Source organism: Faecalibacillus intestinalis (assembly GCF_003024685.1).
GTDB classification, from domain to species: Bacteria; Bacillota_I; Bacilli_A; order Erysipelotrichales; family Coprobacillaceae; genus Faecalibacillus; species Faecalibacillus intestinalis.
In genome coordinates, this window is the sequence record NZ_PYLQ01000001.1 from 71533 (window position 1) to 97805 (window position 26273).

The 26273-nt window shown below is 28.0% G+C and carries 22 protein-coding genes and 1 tRNA gene; 18 read left to right on the plus strand and 5 right to left on the minus strand.

Features of this window, described 5'->3' with window-relative positions; translation table 11 throughout:
• From coaD to C7U54_RS00405, 8 genes are all read left to right on the plus strand, one after another.
• Positions 1–486, plus strand: a complete 486-nt coding sequence (gene coaD / locus C7U54_RS00370) for a pantetheine-phosphate adenylyltransferase (RefSeq protein ID WP_022002915.1) — start codon at positions 1–3, stop codon at positions 484–486.
• 87 nt (positions 487–573) lie between these two features.
• Positions 574–1257, plus strand: a complete 684-nt coding sequence (locus C7U54_RS00375) for a LytR/AlgR family response regulator transcription factor (protein WP_022002914.1) — start codon at positions 574–576, stop codon at positions 1255–1257.
• A gap of 91 nt (positions 1258–1348) precedes the next feature.
• A complete protein-coding gene (locus C7U54_RS00380; protein WP_107028897.1) occupies positions 1349–2464 on the plus strand; it encodes a DEAD/DEAH box helicase in 1116 nt (371 codons plus the stop codon).
• A complete protein-coding gene (locus C7U54_RS00385; RefSeq protein ID WP_022002912.1) occupies positions 2413–3042 on the plus strand; it encodes a ComF family protein in 630 nt (209 codons plus the stop codon). Before C7U54_RS00380 ends, C7U54_RS00385 begins: the two co-directional genes overlap by 52 nt.
• Before the next feature lie 241 nt (positions 3043–3283).
• Positions 3284–3481: a cold-shock protein gene (locus C7U54_RS00390; RefSeq protein WP_032090560.1), complete on the plus strand. Its 198-nt coding sequence runs from the start codon at positions 3284–3286 to the stop codon at positions 3479–3481.
• A 112-nt stretch (positions 3482–3593) separates the two neighbouring features.
• Entirely contained in the window at positions 3594–6227 is a 2634-nt protein-coding gene (gene secA / locus C7U54_RS00395) for a preprotein translocase subunit SecA (protein WP_107028898.1), read from the plus strand.
• A complete protein-coding gene (gene prfB, locus C7U54_RS00400) occupies positions 6227–7345 on the plus strand; it encodes a peptide chain release factor 2 (RefSeq protein WP_022002909.1) in 1119 nt (372 codons plus the stop codon). Before secA ends, prfB begins: the two co-directional genes overlap by 1 nt.
• Complete coding sequence (locus C7U54_RS00405; RefSeq protein ID WP_022002908.1) at positions 7335–8198, plus strand: YitT family protein; 864 nt, start codon at positions 7335–7337, stop codon at positions 8196–8198. Before prfB ends, C7U54_RS00405 begins: the two co-directional genes overlap by 11 nt.
• 9 nt (positions 8199–8207) lie before the next feature.
• On the opposite strand, the gene C7U54_RS14785 is transcribed toward C7U54_RS00405, so the two are convergent.
• Complete coding sequence (locus tag C7U54_RS14785) at positions 8208–8645, minus strand: hypothetical protein (protein ID WP_022002907.1); 438 nt, start codon at positions 8643–8645, stop codon at positions 8208–8210.
• Between the two features lie 112 nt (positions 8646–8757).
• Here C7U54_RS14785 and ftsE point away from each other — a divergent pair, with 112 nt between their 5' ends.
• From ftsE to C7U54_RS00435, 5 genes are all read left to right on the plus strand, one after another.
• Positions 8758–9441 (plus strand): cell division ATP-binding protein FtsE, encoded by a 684-nt coding sequence (gene ftsE / locus C7U54_RS00415; RefSeq protein ID WP_022002906.1) that lies wholly within the window; start codon positions 8758–8760, stop codon positions 9439–9441.
• Positions 9441–10352 carry a permease-like cell division protein FtsX gene (ftsX, locus tag C7U54_RS00420; protein ID WP_107028899.1) on the plus strand — a complete coding sequence of 304 codons (912 nt, stop codon included), beginning with the start codon at positions 9441–9443 and terminating at the stop codon, positions 10350–10352. The genes ftsE and ftsX overlap by 1 nt, the downstream gene beginning before the upstream one ends.
• A gap of 75 nt (positions 10353–10427) precedes the next feature.
• Positions 10428–11672: a deoxyguanosinetriphosphate triphosphohydrolase family protein gene (locus C7U54_RS00425; RefSeq protein ID WP_107028900.1), complete on the plus strand. Its 1245-nt coding sequence runs from the start codon at positions 10428–10430 to the stop codon at positions 11670–11672.
• Positions 11673–11686: 14 nt separating this feature from the next.
• Positions 11687–12631 carry a homoserine O-acetyltransferase MetA gene (gene metA / locus C7U54_RS00430; RefSeq protein WP_107028901.1) on the plus strand — a complete coding sequence of 315 codons (945 nt, stop codon included), beginning with the start codon at positions 11687–11689 and terminating at the stop codon, positions 12629–12631.
• A 47-nt stretch (positions 12632–12678) separates the two neighbouring features.
• Positions 12679–12763: transfer RNA gene (locus C7U54_RS00435), tRNA-Leu, on the plus strand.
• Between the two features lie 61 nt (positions 12764–12824).
• Here the strand turns inward: C7U54_RS00435 and pepV are convergent.
• Complete coding sequence (pepV, locus tag C7U54_RS00440; protein ID WP_107028902.1) at positions 12825–14192, minus strand: dipeptidase PepV; 1368 nt, start codon at positions 14190–14192, stop codon at positions 12825–12827.
• A 101-nt stretch (positions 14193–14293) separates the two neighbouring features.
• Here pepV and C7U54_RS00445 point away from each other — a divergent pair, with 101 nt between their 5' ends.
• From C7U54_RS00445 to C7U54_RS00465, 5 genes are all read left to right on the plus strand, one after another.
• Positions 14294–14704: an NUDIX hydrolase gene (locus C7U54_RS00445; protein WP_022002901.1), complete on the plus strand. Its 411-nt coding sequence runs from the start codon at positions 14294–14296 to the stop codon at positions 14702–14704.
• 10 nt (positions 14705–14714) lie between these two features.
• Complete coding sequence (locus C7U54_RS00450) at positions 14715–16853, plus strand: Tex family protein (RefSeq protein ID WP_107028903.1); 2139 nt, start codon at positions 14715–14717, stop codon at positions 16851–16853.
• An 8-nt stretch (positions 16854–16861) separates the two neighbouring features.
• Positions 16862–17533 (plus strand): YiiX/YebB-like N1pC/P60 family cysteine hydrolase, encoded by a 672-nt coding sequence (locus C7U54_RS00455; protein ID WP_022002899.1) that lies wholly within the window; start codon positions 16862–16864, stop codon positions 17531–17533.
• Positions 17534–17602: 69 nt separating this feature from the next.
• Positions 17603–17812 (plus strand): cold-shock protein, encoded by a 210-nt coding sequence (locus tag C7U54_RS00460; protein WP_022002898.1) that lies wholly within the window; start codon positions 17603–17605, stop codon positions 17810–17812.
• A 39-nt stretch (positions 17813–17851) separates the two neighbouring features.
• Positions 17852–18709: a DMT family transporter gene (locus tag C7U54_RS00465; protein ID WP_107028904.1), complete on the plus strand. Its 858-nt coding sequence runs from the start codon at positions 17852–17854 to the stop codon at positions 18707–18709.
• Here C7U54_RS00465 and C7U54_RS00470 read toward each other — a convergent pair.
• From C7U54_RS00470 to C7U54_RS00480, 3 genes are read right to left on the minus strand one after another with little or no spacing between them, the layout of a single operon-like run.
• On the minus strand, positions 18706–19836 hold the full coding sequence (locus tag C7U54_RS00470) for a glycerate kinase family protein (RefSeq protein WP_107028905.1): 1131 nt from the start codon (positions 19834–19836) through the stop codon (positions 18706–18708). The two genes, C7U54_RS00465 and C7U54_RS00470, sit on opposite strands and share 4 nt — an antisense overlap.
• A gap of 9 nt (positions 19837–19845) precedes the next feature.
• The gene (locus C7U54_RS00475; protein ID WP_107028906.1) at positions 19846–23442 is read right to left on the minus strand and encodes a UvrD-helicase domain-containing protein; all 3597 of its coding nucleotides are present in this window, start codon (positions 23440–23442) and stop codon (positions 19846–19848) included.
• Positions 23429–26212: a PD-(D/E)XK nuclease family protein gene (locus C7U54_RS00480; RefSeq protein ID WP_107028907.1), complete on the minus strand. Its 2784-nt coding sequence runs from the start codon at positions 26210–26212 to the stop codon at positions 23429–23431. The genes C7U54_RS00475 and C7U54_RS00480 overlap by 14 nt, the downstream gene beginning before the upstream one ends.
• Between the last annotated feature and the right edge of the window lie 61 nt (positions 26213–26273).

Sequence of the window (26273 nt, forward strand, 5' to 3'; positions counted from 1 at the left end):
ATGAAGAAAATTGCTGTATATAATGGATCGTTTGATCCAGTTACAAATGGACATTTAGATATTATTGAACGTGCTGCAAAGATATTTGACATATTATATGTAACGGTAGCTATTCATCCAACAAAAGTAGGTTTGTTTACGATTGAACAAAGAAAAGAACTTTTAAAAAAAGCAACAGCTCATTTAAAAAATGTAATTGTTGATTCAACAGATGAACTTTTTATGGATTATGTAAAAAAAGTCAATGGACAAGTGCTTATCCGTGGCTTACGTTCAACAACAGATTTCGATTATGAATTACAATATGCACAATCTAATCAATATTTAAATAGTCAAATAGAAATAATGTATTTAATGACAAAGCCATCACATTCTTTTATCTCATCATCTGTCGTTAAAGAAATAGCTAGTTATCATAAGCCACTTACAGGCTTAGTGCCAGAGTGTGTTGAAGATGCATTAAAAAAAGTATATCAAGATCAATAAATCGCTTCGGCGATTTTTTTTAGTCCAATTTGTTCTAAAATCATAGAGTAGATTGTAAATAATATACACTGATAAAGAGGTGATTAAATGAATATTTTTATTGGAGAAAATAATTTAAAAGATTATGTTTTTTTAAAATCGATTATTGAAAAATGGGGTATAGAAAAACAACAAGAAATCTATTTTCATTGGTATAAACAGCTTTATTATCAATTACCAAAATGTTTAAAAAACTGTGATCTTGTATTTTTAGAATTAGATATGAAACATATCAATGGTTTTGAATTTGCAAAGATCTTAAGAAAAAAGGATTTATCAATACCGATTGTTTTTCAAACAAAAAATACACATTATGGGATAGCAAGTTATCAAGTACAAGCGATGCACTACTTATTAAAGCCGCTTGATCAACAAGAAATATATAAAATACTTGATTGCGTTTTATTACATCAACATTCTAAGACATTTATTTATCAGTTTAAAAAAGAAGTTCACAAAATACCTTATGAAGACATTATTTATATAGAAGCTTATCAACACCATGTTATGATTCATCAAAATGATATGACAAAAAGAAATTATCTCAGTTTAAAAGAAATAGCTTTACAATTAGATGATTCTTTTTGTCGTTGTCATCGAAGCTATATTGTTAATTTAAAATATGTTGAGAGAATAGAAGGAATGAATTGTATCACTAAAAATAAACAAGTTATTCCTATTTCTAAGAAATACAAAAATGATTTTATTGAAAAAATCGTGAGACAAATGTGAAACAAATTTGAGACAAAAATGAGACAAATTTGAAACAAATTCGAGACGAATTATTTTGTAAAATGTATTAAAATAGATGTAGGTGAAGAAGATGAAATGTTCGAGATGTCAAAATGAAGATGTTCAATATTTTTTTGAAAACAATGGGCGTATTTATTGTAGAAAATGTATTGCTTTTTCTACAAAGACAGTTAACTTAAAATCTGTTAAAAATGAAAAGAAAATATACTATCATTTAAATTATTCATTAAACTTAGAACAAGAAAGAACTTCAAGATTATTGATAGAAAGATATCAAAATCATCAAAATTCAGTATTAAAAGCAGTAACAGGAGCAGGTAAGACGGAAATGATTTATGGTGTCATTGAATATGCATTGAATTTAGGACATCATGTTTGTTTGACGATGCCAAGAAAAGAATTGGTTATAGAATTAGCAAAGAGAATTCAAAAACAATTTTTTAATATTCAGCCCATTCTTGTTTATGGAGGACATACAGAGTGTTTAGAAGGACAATTTATTATTTGTACAACACATCAGCTGTATCGGTATCCACGAATGTTTGATTTATTGATTTTAGATGAGTATGATGCTTTTCCATATCGTGATAATGAAGTTTTGGAAAATATATTAATGAATAGTATAAAGGGAAATTATGTGTTTATGTCTGCAACGATTGAAAGTGGAGATGTACAAGTCTTACAAAGGTTTCATCATCAACCATTACCAATTCCTACTTGTAAGGTAATGGGAAACTTTATGATGTTGTGTCATCTTGTTTATCAATTAAAAAAGTATCAAAAAGATAAAAAACCGGTATTTCTTTTTGTACCACGTATTGAAATGACAAGACAAGTACAAAAATTTCTTAAATTCTTTTCTATTAAAAGTCACTGTGCTACATCAAAAGAAAAAAATATTCATCAATCATTAGAAATGATTAAATCCCATGAAATAGATGTTATTGTATGTACAACAGTTTTAGAAAGAGGAATGACTGTTGAAAATGTACAAGTTATTATTTTACATGGTGAACATCCCCTTTTTGATAAAGAAACACTTATTCAAATAGCAGGGCGAACAGGGCGAAAAGTACCCTATACAAATGGAGATATTATCATTTATACAAATAGACAAACGAAGGCTATTAAAGAATGTATCAAGGATCTTCAACAAAGCAATGCCTTATCTGCCATAAAGAGTTAAATCAACAACAAGATCTTTTTCACTTGGTGAATAATTCTTCTCTTTGTTTAAGCTGTATAAGAAAATTTAAAATAATAAATAGTGATATAAGGATTCAAGGATATCATGTCAAGGTTTTATATGAATACAATGATTTTTTTAGACAACTCCTTTTTCAATATAAAGCATTAGATGATTATGCTTTAAAAGATTGTTTTATAGAATCATTTCAAGAATTAAAAAGGACCTACAAAAATTATATCATTGTTGTTATTCCTAGTAGTCAAAAAGATAATAAAAGACGTGGCTTTTGTCCTAATGTTGAAATTGTTAAGACATTTTCTCAACATATTTTTACAGGTTTGTATAAAAAAGAAGACTACAAACAGACAAAACAAAAAGATCGAAGCCAAGTAAAGAAAATATTATCTATTAAAGAGGGAAATCTTCTTTATAAGAAGAATGTTTTAATATTTGATGATGTGATGACTTCATCAAATACTTTACAAGCAGCATTTCAGCAAGTAGAAAAATATCACCCTAAACAAATAAAAGCATTAGTATTGGCTTGCCCTCATATTGATTATTTTAAAAAATAATCAATTCTATTGTAGACACTAAGAAAACCACTAACCAATAGTAAGGGTAAGCTTTATGCTTTTGCTAGAAATGTTTTTTATTACTTTTTCAACAAATATGTAAAATAGTGTGAACTATTTGACAATAGAGATGACATTTTTTTGTTATAAATGACACGTAAAATTTATTTGTCGAATGAAAATGATAACTTTTTTATAAAATATTAAATATACTGAAATAGACAAGGAAAGGATGATGAAAGTGCAAGGAAGAGTCAAATGGTTTAATGCCGAAAAGGGATTTGGATTTATTGATCGAGGAGAAGGAAAAGATGTCTTTGTTCATTATAGCCAAATTGTTCAAAATGGATATAAAACACTTAATGAAGGCGAATTAGTTGAGTTTGAATTATATCAAAGCGAACGCGGTATGCAGGCAAAACATGTCGTAAAAATCTAGAGATAATCTCTAGATTTTTATTTTAAGTAGGGATATTTAAATTTTGCTTTTAATAATCACAATTATTTGATATAATTAAACTTGATTACAAGCGTAAAAGGAGCGTGTATGTATGGCTAGTAGAAAGCAAGAAATAAGAAAAGAAATTAAAAAGAAAAACGCTAAATTAGGAATCGATGTTGAAGCAGCTAAAAATATTGTTGATTTACAAGATCAACAAGGTGAAGATATACATGTAGAAGATTTTAAAAATGAAGAATATAATGGAGAAGTTATTCCATTTTCTACAACACCTCAAAAAACAAAAAAAGGCTTTGTTTCAAAAATTAAAGGTGTTTTCGATGATGAAAGAAAACAACTTAAAAAATTAGATAAGATTGCTCAAGAAATTATTTCTTTAGAAGATAAGTATAGTGCTTTGTCTGATGAAGAATTAGCAAATCAAACAAATGTATTAAAAGAAAAATTAAATAGCGGTAGTGAATTAGATGATATTTTAGTTGATGCTTTTGCAGTTGCAAGAGAAGCTGCATGGCGTCAAATTCATTTAAAAGCTTTTAAAGTTCAATTAATGGGTGGTATTGCATTACATAATGGTGATATTGCTGAAATGAAAACAGGTGAAGGTAAAACATTAACTTCTATTTTCCCAGTTTATTTAAATGCATTAACTGGAAAAGGAGTTCATGTTATTACTGTTAATGACTATTTGGCTGAACGTGATGCTAGAAATAATGGTAAAGTATTAGAATTTTTAGGATTAACAGTTGGATTAAATAAAAGAGAATTAACACCTCAACAAAAACAAGAAGCACATGGTTGTGATGTTACTTATACAACAAATGCTGAATTAGGTTTTGACTATTTAAGAGATAATATGGTTACTTCAATGGAAGATAAAGTATTAGTTAAAGGACTTAACTATGCTTTGATCGACGAAGTTGACTCTATTTTAATTGATGAATCAAGAACACCATTGATTATTTCAGGTGGTAAGAAAAATACAGCTGCTTTATATTTACAAGCAGATCGTTTTGTTAAATCATTAATTGCTGAAAAAGATTATGAAGTTGATATTGAAACAAAAACTGTTTCATTAACTCCAAAAGGAATCGAAAAAGCAGAAAAAGGATTTAAGATTGATAACTTATATGATATTCAACATACTTCATTAGTTCATCATATCAATCAAGCATTAAAAGCAAACTATGCGATGACTCGTGATGTTGAATATATGATTGCGACAGATGATGGTACAAGAGATATTCGTAATGCAAAAATCATGATCATTGATCAATTTACTGGACGTGTTATGCCAGGTCGTGCTTATTCTGATGGGTTACATCAAGCAATTGAAGCTAAAGAAGGTGTTCCAATTAAAGAAGAAACAGAAACAAGAGCAACAATCACATATCAAAATTTCTTCAGACTATTTAATAAATTAGCAGGGATGACTGGTACTGCAAAAACAGAAGAAGAAGAATTTATGATGATCTATAACATGCGTGTTATTGAAATTCCAACAAATAAACCGGTTATTCGTGATGACCGTAATGATAAGATCTATTCTACAAAAACAAATAAATTTAAAGCATTATGTGATGAAGTTGTTGCAAGACATGCTTATGGTCAACCAATTCTAATTGGGACTGTATCGGTTGAAACTTCAGAAATTTTATCAAAAATGTTAGATAAAAGAGGAATTAAACATAATACATTAAATGCGAAAAACCATGCTAAAGAAGCTGAAATCATTGCAAGAGCAGGTCAAAAAGGTGCGGTGACAATCGCTACAAACATGGCTGGTCGTGGTACTGACATTAAACTTGGTAAAGGTGTACCTGAAATTGGTGGTTTAGCAGTTATTGGTTCTGAAAGACATGAATCTAGACGTATTGATAATCAGTTACGTGGACGTTCTGGACGTCAAGGTGACCCAGGATATTCTGTATTCTATGTTTCGTTTGATGATGAATTAATGCAAAGATTTGCTGGTGAAAAATTACAATCATTTAGTAATTATTTAGATGATGATATGGCTATTGAAAATAAAATGGTTTCAAAAGCTATCGAAAATGCACAAAAACGTGTTGAAGGTCAAAACTTTGATTCACGTAAACATATTCTTGAATATGATGATGTTATGAGACAACAACGTGAAATTATGTATAAAGAACGTGATGAAATCATGTCATTAGATAATTTAGATGATATTATCAAAGGTATGTTCAATCAAGCAATTGAAATGACAATCAATAGATGTACAACTCATGGTAAACATGATGAAGTTGATGTGGATGCTGTTTTAGATTTTGTAGCTAAAAATTATATGTTACTTGCTGAAATTGATGCTAAGAATAAAGATGTTGTTAAAAATGATCCTAAGAAATTATTAGAAACTTTAACAGAAATTTGCTTCTCTCAATATCAAATGAGATTAAATAAAGATATTGATCATGCAAAAATCGTTAATTATGAAAGAAGTGTTTTATTAGGAGTTATTGATTATACTTGGATCAATCATATTGATGCAATGACTAAACTTAGAAATGGTATTTATTTACGTGCGTATGCACAAAAGAATCCACTTTCTGAATATACAGAAGAAGCGTTCTATATGTTTGAACAAATGAAACTTTCTATTGTTGATATGATTTCTAAAAATATTGTGCATATGGGTATTCGTCCTGGTAGTTCAGCAGAAGAAAATATTCCTCATTTAAAATTAGAAGTAGAATTTAAATAATGGAATTATATGAAATAAAAAATGGGCTTGATAAAGCCCATTTATTAATAGACGAATATAGAAAATCTGCACAAATTGATGAAAAATTAAGAGAAATAGAAGGTCTTTCATATCAAACAATGCAAGATGGCTTTTGGGATGATCCAACAAAAGCTAAAAAGATCTATGACGAATTAAATGATATGAAAAAAATTACTGATGAATATGAAAATCTTTGTCAATCATTAAATTCATTAGATGAAACATATACATTAGTTAAAGAAACGGATGATCAAGAATTTCAAACTATTTTAGAAAGTGATTATCAAGATTTTGAACAAAGAATGAGTGAATTTGAAAAAATTTTACTTTTATCTGGAAAGTATGATAGTGCTAATGCCATCGTAGAAATTCATCCAGGTGCAGGAGGTACAGAAAGCCAAGATTGGGCAGAAATGTTGTATCGTATGTACCAAAGATATTGTTCATCGAAAGATTTTAAAATAGAAGTTTTAGATTATTTAGATGGAGATGTTGCAGGTATTAAATCAGTTACTTTCTTGGTTAAAGGAAAATATGCTTATGGACATTTAAAGGCTGAAAAAGGTGTTCATCGACTTGTTAGAATATCTCCATTTGATTCTTCCAAAAGACGTCATACTTCATTTGCATCCATTGATGTTATTCCTGAATTAGATGATACAATTGAAATTGACATTAAACCAGAAGATTTAAGAATTGATACTTATCGTGCAAGTGGAGCAGGTGGACAACATATTAATAAAACAGATTCAGCAGTTAGGATTACCCATATTCCTACAGGAACAGTCGTTACTTGTCAAAGTCAAAGAAGCCAAATTCAAAATAGAGAACAAGCGATGATGATGTTAAAAAGTAAGTTATTTGCTTTAATGGAAGAAAAACAAGCAAAAGAATTAAAAGAAATACAAGGTGAGCAGAAGGAAATTGCTTGGGGTTCACAAATTCGTTCTTATGTTTTACATCCATATTCTTTAGTAAAAGATAATCGTTCATTATATGAGTCTAATAATCCTAAAGATGTTTTAGATGGAAACTTAGATGATTTTATTTATGCATATTTGAAATCTCGTATACAGGAGGGTGGTCATGAAGAATAAATTTTTAAAAAAATGTTTAGAAATTGCTGTGATTGTTATTGGTAATGCTATTCTAGCATTTGGAATTTGTGCTTTCATTACCCCTCACGGGATTATTGTTGGTGGCGCTTCTGGGTTAGGATTAATTGTCAAACAAATAACAGGAATTCCTTTATCGCTTGTTGTTTATGTAATCAATATTATTATGTTTATTGCAGGCTATTTTTTTCTAGGAAAATCTTTTGCAGCTAAAACATTATTAAGTACAATTATTTTCCCAACATTTTTAACAATATTTGAAAATACTCCGGGGGTTACACATCTTACAAATGATTTACTCTTATCCTCTGTTTATGCAGGAATTTTTGTAGGTGGAGGATTAGGACTTGTTTTAAGAATAGGAGCAAGTACCGGAGGAATGGATATACCACCATTAGTTCTAAATAAAAAAACAGGTATTTCTACGACTGTACTTATTAATGGCTTTGATTGTATTATCCTAGCTTTACAAGTTCCTTTTTCAAATGTTGAACAAATTCTTTATGGTATTTTAGTTGTTTTGATTACTGCTTTGGTCATGGATAAAATGATTTTATTAGGTGAATCTAAAATTCAAGTATTGGTCATTTCACCAAAATGGAATGAGGTTCAAAGTATGCTTTATGATCAAATAGATCGAGGATGCACGCTTATGAATATTACCACAGGTTATAAAAAACAAGATATGTATGCGGTGATGTCTGTTGTCAGCCGCCGAGAATTAGTGACACTTACCAATGAAATTTTAAAAATTGATGAGGCAGCATTTATTATTACAAATGAGACACATAATGTAAGAGGAAGAGGATTTACATTACCTAATATAGATTTATAAAAAAAAGTGCTATTTTCTTAGCACTTTTTTTAGTAAATGTGTTTTACGTAAAGTTTTTTTACGTTTTCTTTTTTTATCGTTTTGTATATGTGATTGATAAATAAGAGATTCAAGTTTTCTTTTTTTATCTAGAATTTCTTTTTCTTCAGTCTTTTTTCTTTCTAATTCTATGTGTTGATGATAATCAATCGCATATTGCCTTACAGTTTGTCTTAAAGAATTTAAATCATCATCCTTTTTTAAATGTTGATTTTGATGATCGACATCAACATAAAGTTCTACATAACCACATTTAGGACAGTAACATGATTTAATTTCTTTATGTTCTTTATTGAATTGATCTTTTTTTATAATTAATTCTAGATAGCTTAAAGTATTGATTCCTTTGTCTTTTACATAACAATTGGTAGATAGTTCATTATTGCATCTAGGGCATATTCTTTTCATTTAGCCACTCCTTCAATAAACATATTATAACATGAAAAAACATAATTAATAGACTTAATATTCAAACAAAACTTACAAATTGTGCTATAATACTCCTGGGAGCTGAATAGAAATGATAAAACTAACAAATGTTACAAAAATTTATAAAACAGGAGTAAGGGCACTTAATGATGTAAATCTTACAATTGAACCTGGAGAATTTGTATATGTTATCGGTACAACTGGTGCAGGAAAATCTACTTTTATTAAGTTATTATATCGTGAAGAAAAACCAACTTCAGGAAAAGTTGAAGTTGTAGGACAAGATGTTTCAAAAATTAAAAATAGTAAAGTACCTTATTTTAGAAGAAATATAGGTGTTGTTTTTCAAAATTTTAGATTATTACCTAAAAAAACAGTTTTTGAAAATGTTGCCTATGCCTTAGAAGTTATTGATACACCACGTGTAGAAATTAGAAGACGTGTAAGAGCAACATTAGAGCTTGTTGGTTTGGAAGATAAGGTCAATGCTTTCCCTCATGAATTATCAGGTGGTCAACAACAAAGAGTTGCAATTGCTAGAGCAATTGTAAATCGTCCAAAAGTTTTAATTGCTGATGAACCAACAGGAAACTTGGATCCAGAAACTTCAAAAGAAATTATTAATGTATTAATGCGTATTAATGAAGAACAAGGGACAACTGTGTTAGTTGTAACTCATGATCAAAAGATTGTACAAGAACATAAAAAACGTACAATTTTAATGGAAGATGGTTGCATTAATGCTGATACATCTTTAGGAGGATATGATTTATAATGAAAGAATTAATAAGTTGTATAAAAAATTTACCAAAACATTTTAAAGAATCATTGGTTAATTTATGGAGAAATGGTGCAATGTCTTTTTCTTCAATTTTTGCTGTAACAATTACTTTATTACTTATTGGTGTTATTAGTGTTTTAGCACTTAATGTTCAAGATATTTCAGCAAATATTGAAGATGGTGTGCGTATTTATGTTAAATTAGAAAGATCGATTGATGAAAATGCTGAAAAAGAAGTAGGAAATCAAATCAAAAAACTTAAAGGTGTTGAATCTGTTACATATTCATCAAAAGATGAAGAGTTGAATAAACTTATCGATAAACAAGGTAAAGATGGTAAGGAGTTATTTGAGTCTTATCGTGAAGATAATCCTTTAGGTTCTGCTTATGAAGTAGAAGCAAAAGATCCAACAAAACTTGCAAGTTTAGCTAAAAAAATTCAAGATATTCCTAATGTGAATTCTGTTAATTATGGTGGTGATTCTACACAAAGTATGGTCACAACATTGAATACAATACAAAAAGCTGGATCAGTTTTTATTGTTGGTTTAGTTATTGTCGCCTTATTCATGATATCTAATACAATTAAAATTACAATTACAGCAAGATCTACTGAAATTTCAATTATGAGAATGGTTGGAGCAAGTAACTGGTACATTCGTATTCCATTTATGTTAGAAGGTATGCTCATTGGATTGTTTGGAGCAATTATTCCAATTCTTGTTCTTGTTTATGGTTATGGAGCGTTATATAACTATACAGGTGGTTCATTAATGTCATCAATGCTTGTATTAAAAGCCCCAATGCCATTTATTAGAGATTTCTCATTTATTTTAGCTGGCTTAGGTGCTGGAGTAGGTTTAATTGGAAGTTTTGTTTCAATGAGAAGATTCTTAAAATTCTAAAAGATTATCGAAAGATAATCTTTTTCTTTATCTTTTTTTTTAATTTTTATATAATAAAAAAGCGAGGTATAAAAAATGTCAAAAAATAGTTTTTTAAAAGAAGCAATGTATGAAAATCATCCTCAATATCAACAAGCAATTTCAAGAAATGAAGCACTTTATCAAAGAAAAAATGATTTAAGAAGTCCTTTTTCTAGAGATTATAATCGTATTATTTTTTCTCTTGCTTATCGTAGATTGAAACATAAGACACAAGTTTTTTTTGCAGTTGAAGATGATCATGTTTGTACAAGAAGTGAGCATGTAAATCTTGTAGATTCAGTAAGTTATACCATTGCTCATTATTTAGGATTAAATACAGAACTTACAAGAGCAATTGCTGTTGGACATGATTTAGGACATGCACCTTTTGGACATGGTGGAGAAAAGATCATTAATCAGATTTCTAAAGAACATGGTCTACAAGATTTTTGGCATGAAAAAAATAGTTTATATTTTGTAGATCAAATTGAAACTTTGGAAGATGATCATCATGTTCGTAGAAATTTAAATTTAACGTATGCTGTAAGAGATGGAATTATTTCTCATTGTGGAGAAATGAATCAAAAAGCAATTATTAAAAGGAATGAATCTATTGATTTAAAAGATTATTTATATCCTGGGCAATACAATCCTTATACTTGGGAAGGCTGTGTTGTTAAAATGTCAGATAAAATTGCTTATCTTGCTAGGGATATTGAAGATGCTTTACGATTAAATATTATTGATGAACAGCTTGTAGAAGATTTAAGAAATCATCTAAATCAATTAACAAACTCTCATTTTGATGCTATTAATAATGGAACAATTGTTAATTATTTTATATTAGATGTTTGTCAAAATTCTTCTATAGAGAAAGGAATATGCTTATCAGATGAAGCTTTTGAAGTCATGAAGTATATTATGAAATTCAATTATCAAAATATTTATCTAATTGATCGTATAGAAGTCCACACAAATTATGTACAACTTATTTTAAATTCTATTTTTCAATTTTTATATAAATATGATAAGATAGCAAATGATAAACAAATAAATGTTTTAGAAGCTTTAAAGAAAGATCAAAAAAAATATCCTGTAACTATTCAAGGATATATGCATTGGTTAGAAAAGTATAGTCAAATGAAGTATTTTAATAGAAATCCATTATATCAAAATCATATTATTTATGATTTTGAACACGATAAAAATGCAATGGCTAAAAGTATTATAGATTATTTATCAGGAATGTCAGATGCTTATATATTAAAAATATTCAATGAATTTATTTCATTTTCATAGAGAGGAAGTTACATATGCCAATAAAAATACCAAATGATTTACCAGCAAGTAAAATATTAAAAGAAGAAAATATCTTTGTTATGGATGAAACAAGAGCTTTATCACAAAGAATTCGTCCATTAAAATTAATTATTGTTAATATTATGCCAACTAAAATCGTGACAGAAACACAGCTATTAAGATTGCTTTCTAATACACCTTTACAAATTGAAGTAGATTGGTTATGTATGGAAAGTCATAATTCTAAAAATACACCACAAGAACATTTAATGGAATTTTATAAAACCTTTAATGAAATTAAAGATAATAAGTATGATGGTTTAATTGTAACAGGTGCTCCTGTTGAAAAATTAAAATTTGAGGATGTAGATTATTGGGATGAACTTACAAAGATTTTTGATTGGGCCAATACAAATGTCTTTTCTTCATTCTTTATTTGTTGGGCTTCTCAAGCATCTTTATATTATTATTATGGTGTTGAAAAATATCAATTGAAAGAAAAATTAACAGGTGTTTATCATCATCATACAAATCCAGAAAAGATGAGAAGAAGAATTCTAAGAGGTTTTGATTATCAATTTTATGCACCCCATTCAAGATATACTTCTGTTAAAAAAGAAGATATTGAAAAAATTGATTCATTAGATATTTTAGCTTCTTCAAACGATGCGGGTGTTTATTTGGTAGCAGAAAAGGACGGGTCAAGATTTTTTGTTACAGGACATCCAGAATATGATCCAGATACATTAGATAAGGAATATCATCGTGATTTAGCTAAAGGTGGGGATTGTGTAATGCCTAAAAACTATTATAAAAATGATGATGTCAATGATGAAATCTTAGTTAAGTGGCGTAGTCATGCCTATTTATTATTTTCAAATTGGCTTAACTATTATGTATATCAAAATACACCATATAACTTAGATGATTTATTAAAAATGAAGACGACTAACAAATAGTCGTCTTGTTTTTATCTTCAAAATGTGGTAAATTAAATATGTTAGATGCGGCCGTGGTGAAATTGGTATACACGTAGGTTTGAGGGACCTATGGCTTATGTCGTGCCGGTTCAAGTCCGGTCGGCCGCACCATAGAGTTGATAAGCTTATCTTTAAAGATAAGTTTTTTTGTATAAAAAAAGAATAGAAATTTCTATTCTTTAATTAAATCATAAATTGCTTTAGCAAAGATTTCTGTTGATTTTAATAATGAGTCAATCTTTATGTTTTCATTGTTACCATGAATTGCGTTATCTTCATCTTTGAATTCACATCCAAAAGCTACACAATTTGGCATTGATTTAGCATAAGTTCCTCCCCCAATTGCTTGTGGTTGACTTTCTGTATCATCTGAAACTTCAACATAAGCTTTATGAAGTTTTTGAACAAGTTCACTGTTTGGATCTATATAAAGTGGTTCATGAATATCACTTTCTAAATTTAATCCAAGAGACTGACATAATTCTTTTACACTATCACACATTTTCTTTAAATCAATTTCATGAGGACAACGTAAGTCTAATTCAATATCAGCATCTTCTTTAACATATTTGACAACACCTAAATTCATTGTTAATTTACCCATTAATCCTTCATGATTAATTTGTAAACCTTTTCCATAATAATCATTTAAATACGTTGCAATAAAATGTACAAGTTTATTATTAATAACAGTATCTAAATAAGTTGCAAGTAAACTTACAGCGTTAATTCCTTCTTCTGGTAAAGAAGCATGTGCGCTTTTTCCTTTTAAGACAAGCTTTGTACAATTTCCTTCTTCTTCAATGATACCAGTTACATGATGATCACTTAAAAATTGTTTAAATGATTCTTCATATTGTTTATGATTCCCTTCGATAATTGCTTCACATTCACCAGGAACAATATTTACACGATCACCAGCTACCATTGCAATCAATCCATCTTTTTTTACATTTCCTGTTATATGGAAACGAACAATTCCTTTTTCACCATAAACAACAGGGAATTCAGCATCAGGAGTAAATCCCATAGATGGATATGGATTCTTAGTAAAGTAATGTTCAACGCAAGAAGATCCACGTTCTTCATCACAACCAAAAATAACACGAATTTTCTTTTTAACAGGTAAATCTAAATCATGAATGATTTTAGCAGCATAATATCCAGCAAGTAAAGGTCCTTTATCATCAGCAACACCTCTACCATAAAGTTTACCATTAGCTTGAACCACTTTAAATGGATCGCTGTCCCATCCTCTTGAATCAACAGGAACAACATCCAAATGACCTAAAATACCAAAACTTTCTTCTTGATCACCAATATCTATATGTCCAGCATAACCATTTTCATCATGTACAACAAAACCATCTCTTTTTCCAATTGCTAACATAGTATCAAGAGCTTGTCTACATTCACTTCCATAAGGTTGGTTTTCACCAATTGTTTTTTCATTATAAACGGAAGGAATTGCACATAATGTTTCAATATCTTGAATAAGCTGTTCCTTTCTTTTTTCGACTTCTTCTTTAAAGTTAATCATATTAAAATCACCTCAGCATATATTATACATTTTTCATAATAATTTTTAAACACATTTGATAAAATAATGTTATGATAAAGACAGTATAGGGGGAAATATCAATGGAAAATATAAGATTTCATATTACAGTAAAAGGAATTGTTGTTTTTAAACAAAAAGTATTATTAATGAAAAGAGTTAGACCATCTAGTGATGGACTAGGATATTGGGAGCTTCCTGGGGGCGGTTTAGAATATGGGGAAACACCGAATGAAGCTTTAAAAAGAGAATTGAAAGAAGAAACGGGTTTAACGATCGATGTTGTTAAACCAGCATATACTTTTACCAAAATAAGAAAGGATTATCAAACAGTAGGTATTGGTTATTTAGCATCTACAGATGATGATCATGTTTCTATTTCTTTTGAACATACGGATTATAAATGGTGTTCAATTGATGAATTAAAAGATTATTTATGTGATGAAATTTACCAAGATATTATCTATACGTTAAAAGAATATACAAGTATTTAAAGAGGTTTATATGAATCAAGAAATTATTAAAACAATAAGTGAAGAATTAAATGTAAGAGTACATCAAATTGAAGCAGTGTTATCTTTATTAGAAGAAGGTAATACAGTTCCTTTTATAGCACGTTATCGAAAAGAAAAGACGGGTGCTTTAGATGAAGATCAAATACGTACAATTGATAAATATTATCAATATCAAGTGAATTTATTAAAAAGAAAAGAAGATGTTATTCGTTTAATTGATGAAAAAGGAATGTTAAATGAAAAATTAAAAACAGATATTTTAAAAGCTACACAATTAAGTGAAGTTGAAGATCTTTATCGTCCTTATAAAGAAAAAAGAAAAACAAAAGCAACAGCCGCTAAAGCAAAAGGATTAGAACCTTTAGCTAAATGGATCTTAGCTTTAAATAAAGGAGATATTTTAGTAGAAGCTAAAAAATATTTAAATGATGATGTTTTAAATGTAGAAGATGCCATTCAAGGAGCTTTAGATATTATTGCTGAAGATATTGCTGATGATATTAAATATCGTAAGTTTTTAAAAGATATGCTATATAAAGGTGGTATTTTAAAAACAAGTGAAAAGAAAAAACATGATGATGAAAATAAAGTTTATGAAATGTATTATAACTATCAAGAAAAAGTAAAAACTTTAGTATCACATCGTATTTTAGCAATCAATCGAGCTGAAAAAGAAAAAGTAATCAATGTAAATATAGAAGGAGATAAAGATTATTATTTACAATACATTACAAGAGGTGTTACAAAAAACAGAGAAACAAATCTTTTACCATATATTCAAAAAGCAGTAGAAGACAGTTATCAAAGATTATTATTCCCTTCTATTGAAAGAGAAATAAGAAAAGAATTAACAGAAAAAGCTAATGAACAAGCATTAAAAGTCTTTTCAGTCAATTTAGAAAATCTTTTATTACAAGCACCATTAAAAAATAAAATGGTCTTAGGTGTTGATCCTGCTTATCGAACAGGATGTAAATTAGCAGTTGTTGATCAAACGGGTAAAGTCTTACACATTGATAAAGTCTTTATTACTTTACCTAAAGATAATTATGATAAAGATATTAAAACTTTATTAGATATTATTTCAAAATATAAAATTGAAATTATTGCTATTGGAAATGGAACTGCTTCAAGAGAATCAGAAGCCTTTATTGCCAAACTTATTCAAGAACATCATTTGAATGTAGAATTTGCTATTATTTCTGAAGCAGGTGCTTCTGTTTATTCAGCGAGTCAAATTGCTAAAGAAGAATTTCCAGATTATCATGTAGAAGAAAGATCTGCAGTATCAATTGCAAGACGTTTACAAGATCCACTTGCTGAACTTGTTAAAATTGAACCCAAAGCAATTTCAGTTGGACAATATCAACATGATATTCCTGAAAAAGATTTAGAAGAACAATTGGATTTCGTTGTTGAAAAAACAGTAAATAATGTAGGTGTTGATATCAATACAGCTTCTAAGTCATTACTTAAATATGTTGCAGGATTAAATGCTGGTGTAGCACAACAAATTGTTTTATATCGAAATGAACATGGTAAATTTCATAATCGAAATGAAATAAAAAATGTAAAAAAATTAGGAGCTAAAACATATACACAAGCAATAGGTTTTTTACGTATCTTAGATGGTGATCTTCCATTAGATGCTACTGCTATTCATCCTGAAAATTATCAACAAGCTTTAGATTTATTAAATTTATGTCAATTATCATTAGCTGATTTAGGAACAGTGGAACTTAAAGATAAATTATTAAAAATTAATAAAAAAGAAGTTATAGAAACTTTAGAAATTGACCAATATACATTAGATGATATTATTGATTGTTTAATTAAACCAAATCGTTCAATTAGAGATCAATATCAAACACCACTTTTAAAAAAAGATATTCTTCATATAGAAGACCTAAAACCAGGAATGGTTTTAGAAGGAACTGTTAGAAATGTTGTTGATTTTGGAGCTTTTGTGGATATTGGCTTAAAAAATGATGGTTTAGTGCATATATCAAAAATGTCAAAACAAAGAATTAAACATCCATTAGATGTTTTAAGTATAGGGGATATTGTAGAAGTCAATGTCATAGATGTTGATTTAAATAAAAAAAGAGTAAGTTTAAGTATGATCTAGGTGATGATGTGTATAGAATATATGCTTTGATATTATGTTTATGTCTTGTGGGATGTACACAAAAAAAAGATATCGAGGTATCAACTCAAAAGGAAAATTTTAGTTATGAAGAGGTTTCAGAAAATTTTTCAAAGTTGCAATGTGGGGATATTATTAATATTGAAAATAGCCATTATATTTCAAATATTGCGATTCCTGGTAGGTGGAAACATACACTTATCTATTTAGGAAGTCTAAAACAAGTTCAAGAACTTTTGGATACTTCTTTTCCATATTATGAAAAAATCGTGAAGATGTATAAAACGCAAAAGGAAATACTTGTTTTAGATGCAAATGTTGGAGGCGTACAGATACGTACCTTTGATCAAATGGCTAATTTAAAAAATGAGTCATATTTAAAAGCCATGACATGTTTTCGTTTTTTAAAAGAGAATACTTTTATTAAAGATTTTTTGAAAAATGCTTTAGATTATTTAAATTATCCTTATGATTATCAAATGGATTTATCAAGTGATCAAGAATTATATTGTAGTGAGCTGGTGGTTTGTTCATTAAAAAAAATGAATATCACTCTTTCTAAACAAACACAAGTTTTTAAATATCGTATTATTTCACCAACAGATTTAATAGAAGAACTTGTAGAAAAAAAATTGGTGAAAAATGTTTTAATTTTAGAATAATGTAGTTGTCTAGATAAGCAATATGATGTAGAATATTAAGTAGATAAAAAAGAAGGAGAAGAAGTGTTCATGGCTATTGGTATTGTAAAGAATTTTAACAAAGATAAAGGTTTTGGATTTATCAACATGGAAGGTGAAGAAAGAGATATTTTCTTCCACTATTCACAACTTGTTCAAGAAGGATTTAAAACAATTGATCCTGGACAAAAGGTTGAGTTTGAATTAGTTGAAGGAGATCGTGGTCTTCAAGCACATCAAGTTGTTAAAATTACTGAATAAGGACAGTGTCCTTATTCTTTTGTTTTAAGGGGGTATTTTATGAACGATACAAAAAAAGGAATGTTATTTATTATAATGGCAGCGTTCTTTTTTGCAAGTATGAATGTTTTTGTTAAGTTATCAGGTGATTTATCATCTATTCAAAAAAGTTTTTTTCGTAATTTAATTGCAGCACTTTTTGCATTTATTATTCTAATTAAAAGTAAAGAAGGTTTTACCTATCAAAAGAAGGATATACCGATGTTGCTTTTACGTTCTACTTTTGGAACGTTAGGTATCTTATGTAATTTTTATGCAGTAGATCATTTATTAGTAAGTGATGCATCTATGCTTAATAAGTTATCACCATTTTTCGTTATTATCTTTTCTTCATTATTTTTAAAAGAAAAAGCAAATACGATTCAAAAAGTAACAGTTGTGATTGCTTTTATAGGAAGTTTATTTGTAATTAAACCTTCTATTCATTTTGTAAGTAATATCAATTCGTTTATTGGAGTTTTAGGAGCGATGGGAGCAGGGATTGCTTATACATGTGTTAGAAAATTAGGACAACAAGGTGTTGCTGGAGCAAAAATTGTTTTCTTTTTCTCATTATTTTCATGTTTATCTGTTGTACCTTATTTAATTTTTCATTTTCAACCTATGACACTTCAACAAATTGGTTGTTTACTCATGGCAGGATTAATGGCAGCAGGAGGACAATTTTCAATTACGAATGCTTATACATATGCACCTGCTAAAGAAATATCGATATATGATTACACGCAAGTTATTTTTGCAGCTGTACTTGGCTTTTTCTTATTAAATCAAGTACCTGATGTTTATAGTGTAATCGGTTATATAATTATCATCGGAGTTGCTTTTTGGAATTTTATGAAACAAAAAAGATGCGTTTAGTGACGCATCTTTTGTCCTAATTGGATACTTCTTGTAAGCCTAAAAGCAGCTTTATAAACATTTTCACTGGCGTTTTCTAAAGCATTTTCTAAAGAGCAGCAATGATCAATACAACTTTCAATCGTTGTAATATAATTATAAATATCACCAACATTTTCTCCAATAGAGACAACAATACAAACTGTGTCAACACCATATTTTTTTGCTCTTTGACTCACTCCAGTAGGTACTTTTCCATACATTGATTGATGATCAATACGTCCTTCACCGCTAATAACAAGATCACAATCTTTGACGTATTCATCAAAATGAACAACATCTAAAACAGTTTCAATTCCACTTTGTAGTTTAGCATTTAAAAACGTCATTAAACCAAATCCCAAACCACCAGCAGCTCCAGAACCAGTTTCTTCACTATAATCTTGATAGCCTTTTTTAATACATATTTCTACAAGATGTTTTAATCCTTGATCTAAAAATTGAATATCCTTTTCATTAGCTCCTTTTTGAGGGCCATAGATAGTACTGGCACCTGTTTTACCACAAAGTGGATTTGTTACATCACACATGACGATGATTTGTGTATCTTTTATTCGAGAATCAAGTTGATGAGTATCAATATCTTCAATGAAAGGTAAGTTTTCAGGAATAGGTTCTAAAACTTGGTGATTTTTATCTAAAAAACGAATTCCTAAATGATGAGCCATTCCAATCCCACCATCATTGGTAGCTGAACCACCAATTCCAAGATAGATTTTTTGACAATGACGATCTAGTGCATCTTTAATAAGTTCACCAGTTCCTTTTGTATTTGCTTCTCTAATTTTCTTTTCTTTAACAAGAGGCAGTCCAGAAGCACTTGCCATTTCAATAATAGCTCCTTGACTAGTGATACCATAGCTTGCTTGAATAAGCTCTTGTAAGGCATTATGACAGTCAATTGTTATATATTGACCATTTAAGGATTCAACAATAGCTTGTGTTGTTCCTTCTCCTCCATCAGCCATTGATAGCGTTTTAAAAGAAACATCTTCAAAAACTTCTTTAAATCCTTTTTGAATACTTTTAGATATTTCTAAAGAAGATAAACTTCCTTTATAAGAATCACTTGCAATTAATATTTTCATAGAAACCTCCTAAAGTGTAACATAACGATGAATGTGTAAATAATAAACAATAGCTTCCACTTCTTTATTTGGAAATATTTGCTTCATAATCTTTTTATAATAATACATTTGACCTTGATGAAGTTCTTTTAAGAGTTCATCAGAACTATTTTTAGCTAATGTATCTGTCTTATAATCAATGATTGTTATTTTATCTTCGTTAATACATAAAACGTCAAAAATACCATGAATAATTTGTTTATTTTCATTTAAAAATGAAAATTCTTTTTCTTTATAACAATATGAGCTTTTTAACATCAATTGATAAATATCACTTTCAATAAAGCTTTCTAAATGAACCTTATATTGATTTAAAAGAGTTCTCGCTTCTTCATTAAATAAAGATCTTTGTATAATATTTTGAAAACACTCTTCAAAATTTAATTCTTTATCTAAAGGATACAATTCTAAAAATAAATGAACAAGAGTTCCTCGATCAGTTGCTTTCATTAATGATTCATTTTCTTCATCATCTCTTTCAAAAAAACGATTTCCATCATCAATAATAGAAGTAACTGCTACTGTTTTATCAAAAGGTGCTTTGTTTTGATAATTAAATTGACTATTTTTTAAATAAAGTTCTCGATCATTATTTTCTATTTGACTTGTTGGATAGATATATTCATCAATTGTATGAACATCAATAATTGATGTATGAAATTTAGAATGACAGGTATTAAGTTGCATCGTGTTTTCTTGATAAAGTTTTAATTGTAAAGCGTTATTTTTTACTTGATCCAAATCATAATAATTTTTAATTTTTTCATCAAATAATGATAAATCAATACATTGTTGAATAAAATCAGGATGACGTATTAAAGCAAGCATGATCCAATTCAACATTTGATTTGATTTACGAATCGTTGCAGGTAAAAGATGACATGAAGCATCCAGCGCGTAATCAATGACTTGCTTTTGCCATTTTTCAATCATATTAATCTCTTTTAAACCACCCGTTAAAACCAACTTTTGAGATGCTCTTGTAAGAGCTACATAAAGAATACGCATTTCTTCATTAATGGTTTCATTATCAAGAACTGTTGAAAAGATACCACGTAAAGGATGTGGATATTCAATAAGGACATTTTGAAAATCTCCTAAATTTTGTTTTTGATGAGGATTTAAAATGATTCCTAAATTTTTATCTTGAATTAAAGGTGCTTTTCCATCAGAAAAATTAAATTGATGGTTCATTTGATTAACGATTACGATAGGAAATTCAAGTCCCTTTGATTGATGGATCGTCATAAAAGTAACAGCATCACCATCACTTGAAAGAGTAGCAGGTTTATAATCAATTCCTAAAGTCATTGTTTGTTCAAATTTATGAACGATTTGATATAAAGAAAGACCTTCATCTGCTTTCAACATTTCAATTAAAAGTTGAACATTGGCATAGCGTTGTTTACCATTATAAAGAGAACTGATAAATAGATCGTATTCGTTTTCTTTAATAAATTTTTCTAAAACTTCATATACTGGATGATTTCTAGCAAATTCTTGCATTTCATGATAATAGTTTAAAAAATCAATCGCTTCTTGATCGGCTGCTTGTTTTAAAGAATCATACATAGATGTATTTTCTATTTTATGAAGGTAAAGCCAGTTTTCATCAAAGCGTGTTTTTTTATAATTTCCTTTAAGTAATGAAATAAGTGCCAAATCATCTAAACAATTATCTAATGCTTTTAAAAAGTAAACACAATCTAAAATTTCATTACTTTCAAAAAATCCTTTAGTAAGAACAATTAAATTAGGAATAGAAATAGCATCAAAGACCTTTTTATAAGTTATAAAATTAGCAACATTTCTCATCAAAACAACAACATCTTGATACTTTGCTAAACGATTTCCAGTATAAAAATCAAGTTCAAGATGACCAACCATCTCATGAATTTTTTTACCAATCATTTTTGCTTCATATTCAATCATATCCACTGTTTCATCTTCGGGTTTTAAAACCAGCATGATTTCACTATCGAAACGTTTTTCTTGATCGTAACGTAACATGGCTTTTTGTAATTTTTCATCAGTATCACATTTTTCTTTTCGTAAAAAGTCGTAATTTAGTTGGGCATGAGGATCATTGTCGTATTCCAAACCACCATAACGACGATCCATAATCGCATTAAAGATATAGTTAATACTATCTAAAACAATTTTATTTGAACGATAATTGAATTTTAAATCGATTCTTTGATTATTATCTTCAAGACCATAAGTGAGATATTTTTCATTAAAAATATCTAAATCTGCTTTTCTAAAACGATAAATCGATTGTTTCATATCCCCAACCATAAAACGATTAATTTCAGGTTCTTGAAAACGAGAAATTAATAAAATCAAATTTTCTTGAATTTCATTTGTATCTTGGTATTCATCAATCATAATTTCATGAAATTGTTGATAAAGAGTTTGAGCAACTCCTTGATTTTCACTTAATAATTGAAGGGTATATTGTTCAAGGTCATTAAAATCTAAATAAGAAAGAGATTTTTTATAAGCTTGGTATTTTTTTTGAAATTCTTTAAGATATTTTAAATAGATTTCTAAATGGCGATAAGAAACTTTTAAAACCTCACTTAATTCTTCAATCGAAGAAGGCATACATTTTTGATAAGCTTTACTAAAAGTGTTTTTAGTTTGATCTAATAAGGATTTATATGTTTCTTTGATTGAATCATCAACATCTTTATAACTAGCTGCACGATGTTTTTCAATTTCTATACCCATTGAAAAATATTTTCCTTGATTAATACATTCTTTTAAATTTTGAAAATAATTTTCTAAAACAGTATGTGGTGCAGGTAATTTCTTTGTTTCTTCAAAGTAAAAACCTAAACCATATGTTTGACAATAATCTTCAAGCTTTAAATAACTATCATAGGCTTCTTGAAAAGCTTCGTGTAATAATTTTTTTAATGGTTTTTCAAAAGGCGTATCTTCAATTGTTTGATCGTTGATGACACGATCATAAAGTTTTATTTTCACTTGATCTAAATAATCATCAAAATGATATACAGTATGTGATAAATTATCTAATTGAAAAAGAATTTCTTTAAAAGAATTAAATTGATAACCAGTATAATTTTCTTGATAAAAATCATAAAATTCTTTTTCTTGAACCCATTTTTCAAGACATTGATTTAAAATATTTTCTTTAATTAAAGTAGGATTTTCAAGAATTTCAAATTTAGAATCCAAATGAATTGTATAGCCATATTGACTTAATAAATCACTACAAAAAGAATGGAAATTTGTAATATAAGCATCATTTAATAATATCTTTTGTTTTTCTAAATGTACTTTTAAAGAATCATCAACAACATGAATTCTTTTATTTAAACTTTCTACGAGTCTTTGTTTCATTTCTAAAGCAGCTGCTTTCGTAAAAGTTAAAACAAGTAAAGAATCTACACTTACATGATCATCTTCAATTAAAGACATCATACGATTAACAAGAATTTTTGTTTTTCCAGAGCCAGCAGGTGCTGAAACTAAAATAGAACTTCCACGACTATAAACAGCGAGATTTTGTTCATCATTTAAACTTTTATCTTTCTTCATTTTGACCTCCTAATTCAATTTGATGATCTTCATTATAAAAAATATCATAATTACAAATGGCTTTATAATGACAAAAACGACAAGGATTAATATGCATATCAATGTTTGGATTATCACTACGTGTTGGATAAATACGAATATCTCCAGTAATCATTTGTTGGTAAAGACTTTGAATGTGTAAAGTGATTTCTTGTAAAAGGGTATCTAATTCATCATGAGAAATAATTTTAGCGTTACTATAAGGACTACCATCTTTTTTAAGTTTGATCTTGATAATATCACTTTCTTGTTCTATTTCATGATCAATTTCTAAATAAGTGTCATCTACACTATAGCCGTCCATTTTATAAAGTTTAAAAAAATTTTCAGGATCTTGTTTTTCTAAAATAGAAATCTCACTTTTTAATATCCTTTTCTTTGTATTAAAATACAAAACAGCGCCTTTATCATAGTTTTTATTCTTTGATAACATTTCTAAATAAATCAACATTTGCATATTAAATCCTAAACGTGCTAGTTCTAAATTCAATTCTTTATTCGAAGATTTATAATCAATGACTTTTAAATAATTTTGATATAAATCTACACGATCAATAAAACCTTTAAGTTCAATATCTTGGATCTTATCATAAACTCTTTCTTCACAAGCAGAGAGTTCAAATAAACCATGTTGCATCTGTTTTGCTAGAACAATAATTGTATTATATAAATCATCTTCAATCAGTTTTAAAAAGAATTGATTTTTTTTCAAAGCATATTTCTTTAACATATGAGTCTTTAAATAGTTTTGAATACTTAAATGAATATCTTCTTTTAAGGAATCAAAGTTTTTAGCTTGATAGTTATTGAAATAATGATGATTTTTTTCTAAAACATAATGAACTAAAGTACCGATTTCATTACTTTGTATTAAAGAATTATTTATAGAATCTACTTTTAATATATATTGTAGATAGTATTTATAAGGGCATTGGTTATAGACCTCTAATTTACTTGCGGAAAGAGGATTATGTTGATGATTGATATGCATTGGTAATACTTGATGATGGGATTGTTTGTAAACCAATAGATGATGATTTAAAACAGATAATGAATCATCTTGATGTCCTTTTAAATAATAATCTTCTTTTAATGAAGGATGAATAAGTATATGTTTTTTAAAAGTTGGTATCGTAAATAATTTCGTTAATTTTTGAATAATCGATGAAACAACCAAATCTCCACCATTTAAATCTCTTAATGCATAACTTAAAATGATTTTTTGATGATGACAAGAAAAAAGGTGTCTTAAAGTATTTTGATGTTTATTTAGTGCATCATAGGTTGTAGGATACTTTAATGCAAGTGCTTCTTGATTTAAAAGTAAATTGGTATTTTTAAATTCTTGAGGAATAATTGTTTCATTTAAACCTAAACAATAAACATATTTTGCTTGTAAGAGTTCACTGTAAGGTTGATTGTAATTAAGTAAATAAAGACTGTCATAGCTTTCCTTAAGAGAATGTGTTTTTTTAGAAAACATTTCTTGAAGTAAACTTAAATATTCTTTTAAAGAAAGAGGTTCAGTTCCTTCAAGTTTTAAACTTGAAAGTAAAGCATAAACAAGTTCATTTTTACAAAAAGAGTGTTCAATAAAATCAATCAAAGATAAAGAATAGGATGATAAATCATGACCTTGAATATTTAAAACTGCTTTTTTTAATACTAGATAATTTTCATCATCAATAAAACCTTGTAAAGTATATAAATTTTTTAAATAAGATACATATTGATGATCTTGAAAATTTAATAAATATAAAGAACTGATTGCATCTAAAAGATATGTTTCATCTTTACTTAGGCAATATTGTAAAAGCATATTAACGACTTGAAAAGCTTGATTAGTGATTGTTTCTTTTCGATTATATGCAAGGTTAAATTGATCTAAAATACGACAAAGATGACGATAATAATCATCATTTGGGTAATAAATCACAAAATCACGTAAAGCATTTTCTTTAAGTAATGTATTAATATCAAAAATAATTTGTTTGACTTCTTCTTGAATCGTTGATGCTTTTAAGATTTGATAAGGATGTTCAAAGTCACTTTTTGTATGTGATGAATCAAATAAATGATTTGTGACGTAACCTGTATAATCAAGAATTTCATTTTCTTTTGTATCTTGATAAATAAAAACATGACCATATTGATCAAGCTTTTGAATAAGTGCTTGATTTTTAGGAATTGTTATTTGATTTGTTAGAAAATAATAATAATTGTGGCACTTTTCATCAATAAGTGAATAAATAAGATCATGTTCTAAAAAATGAGTTTGATCAAATTGATGATATAAATTGAAAAGTGTTTTAATTTTTTCTTTTGATAAATCTGGTAACTCTTTTGTTGTTTTTTGAATATTATAAAGATAGAAATTTTTAAAAATATCTAATATTTGTTTAGCTGTTAAAACATGATTAGCGCTTAAATGAAATAAAGAAGAGGTATCTTCTTTATTCATTTTAATAATTTCTAAAAGATTTTGAATATCTGTTTTTTTTCTAAAATCTTGATGATATATTTGTAGAAGCTTTTGATAAAACGACGATAATGTCATGAGTTCAATATTAAAAATGGTATCTGTATGTTTTAAGAAAATTTCTTCGTAATATTTAGGATCATCAACAATGACGTAATGAATAGCAAAAGGATTTTCTTTTGCAGAGTGTAAACAATCATTTATGATTTGTTTCATTGCTGAACTATAGTGATTTGAGTTATAAATATGCATAATGTCACCTCTTGCTTTATTTTATCATAGATGGATTTAAATATTTAGTGAAAACTATTAT

Coding starts and splice junctions, on each gene's coding strand:
- C7U54_RS00460 (WP_022002898.1), top strand. CDS start 17,603: ATGGCTATTGGTATTGTAAAGAATTTTAACAAAGATAAAGGTTTTGGA.
- ftsE (WP_022002906.1), top strand. CDS start 8,758: ATGATAAAACTAACAAATGTTACAAAAATTTATAAAACAGGAGTAAGG.
- metA (WP_107028901.1), top strand. CDS start 11,687: ATGCCAATAAAAATACCAAATGATTTACCAGCAAGTAAAATATTAAAA.
- C7U54_RS00445 (WP_022002901.1), top strand. CDS start 14,294: ATGGAAAATATAAGATTTCATATTACAGTAAAAGGAATTGTTGTTTTT.
- C7U54_RS00425 (WP_107028900.1), top strand. CDS start 10,428: ATGTCAAAAAATAGTTTTTTAAAAGAAGCAATGTATGAAAATCATCCT.
- ftsX (WP_107028899.1), top strand. CDS start 9,441: ATGAAAGAATTAATAAGTTGTATAAAAAATTTACCAAAACATTTTAAA.
- coaD (WP_022002915.1), top strand. CDS start 1: ATGAAGAAAATTGCTGTATATAATGGATCGTTTGATCCAGTTACAAAT.
- C7U54_RS14785 (WP_022002907.1), bottom strand. CDS start 8,645: ATGAAAAGAATATGCCCTAGATGCAATAATGAACTATCTACCAATTGT.
- C7U54_RS00480 (WP_107028907.1), bottom strand. CDS start 26,212: ATGCATATTTATAACTCAAATCACTATAGTTCAGCAATGAAACAAATC.
- prfB (WP_022002909.1), top strand. CDS start 6,227: ATGGAATTATATGAAATAAAAAATGGGCTTGATAAAGCCCATTTATTA.
- C7U54_RS00470 (WP_107028905.1), bottom strand. CDS start 19,836: ATGAAAATATTAATTGCAAGTGATTCTTATAAAGGAAGTTTATCTTCT.
- pepV (WP_107028902.1), bottom strand. CDS start 14,192: ATGATTAACTTTAAAGAAGAAGTCGAAAAAAGAAAGGAACAGCTTATT.
- C7U54_RS00465 (WP_107028904.1), top strand. CDS start 17,852: ATGAACGATACAAAAAAAGGAATGTTATTTATTATAATGGCAGCGTTC.
- C7U54_RS00380 (WP_107028897.1), top strand. CDS start 1,349: ATGAAATGTTCGAGATGTCAAAATGAAGATGTTCAATATTTTTTTGAA.
- C7U54_RS00405 (WP_022002908.1), top strand. CDS start 7,335: ATGAAGAATAAATTTTTAAAAAAATGTTTAGAAATTGCTGTGATTGTT.
- secA (WP_107028898.1), top strand. CDS start 3,594: ATGGCTAGTAGAAAGCAAGAAATAAGAAAAGAAATTAAAAAGAAAAAC.
- C7U54_RS00475 (WP_107028906.1), bottom strand. CDS start 23,442: ATGAAGAAAGATAAAAGTTTAAATGATGAACAAAATCTCGCTGTTTAT.
- C7U54_RS00450 (WP_107028903.1), top strand. CDS start 14,715: ATGAATCAAGAAATTATTAAAACAATAAGTGAAGAATTAAATGTAAGA.
- C7U54_RS00385 (WP_022002912.1), top strand. CDS start 2,413: ATGTATCAAGGATCTTCAACAAAGCAATGCCTTATCTGCCATAAAGAG.
- C7U54_RS00375 (WP_022002914.1), top strand. CDS start 574: ATGAATATTTTTATTGGAGAAAATAATTTAAAAGATTATGTTTTTTTA.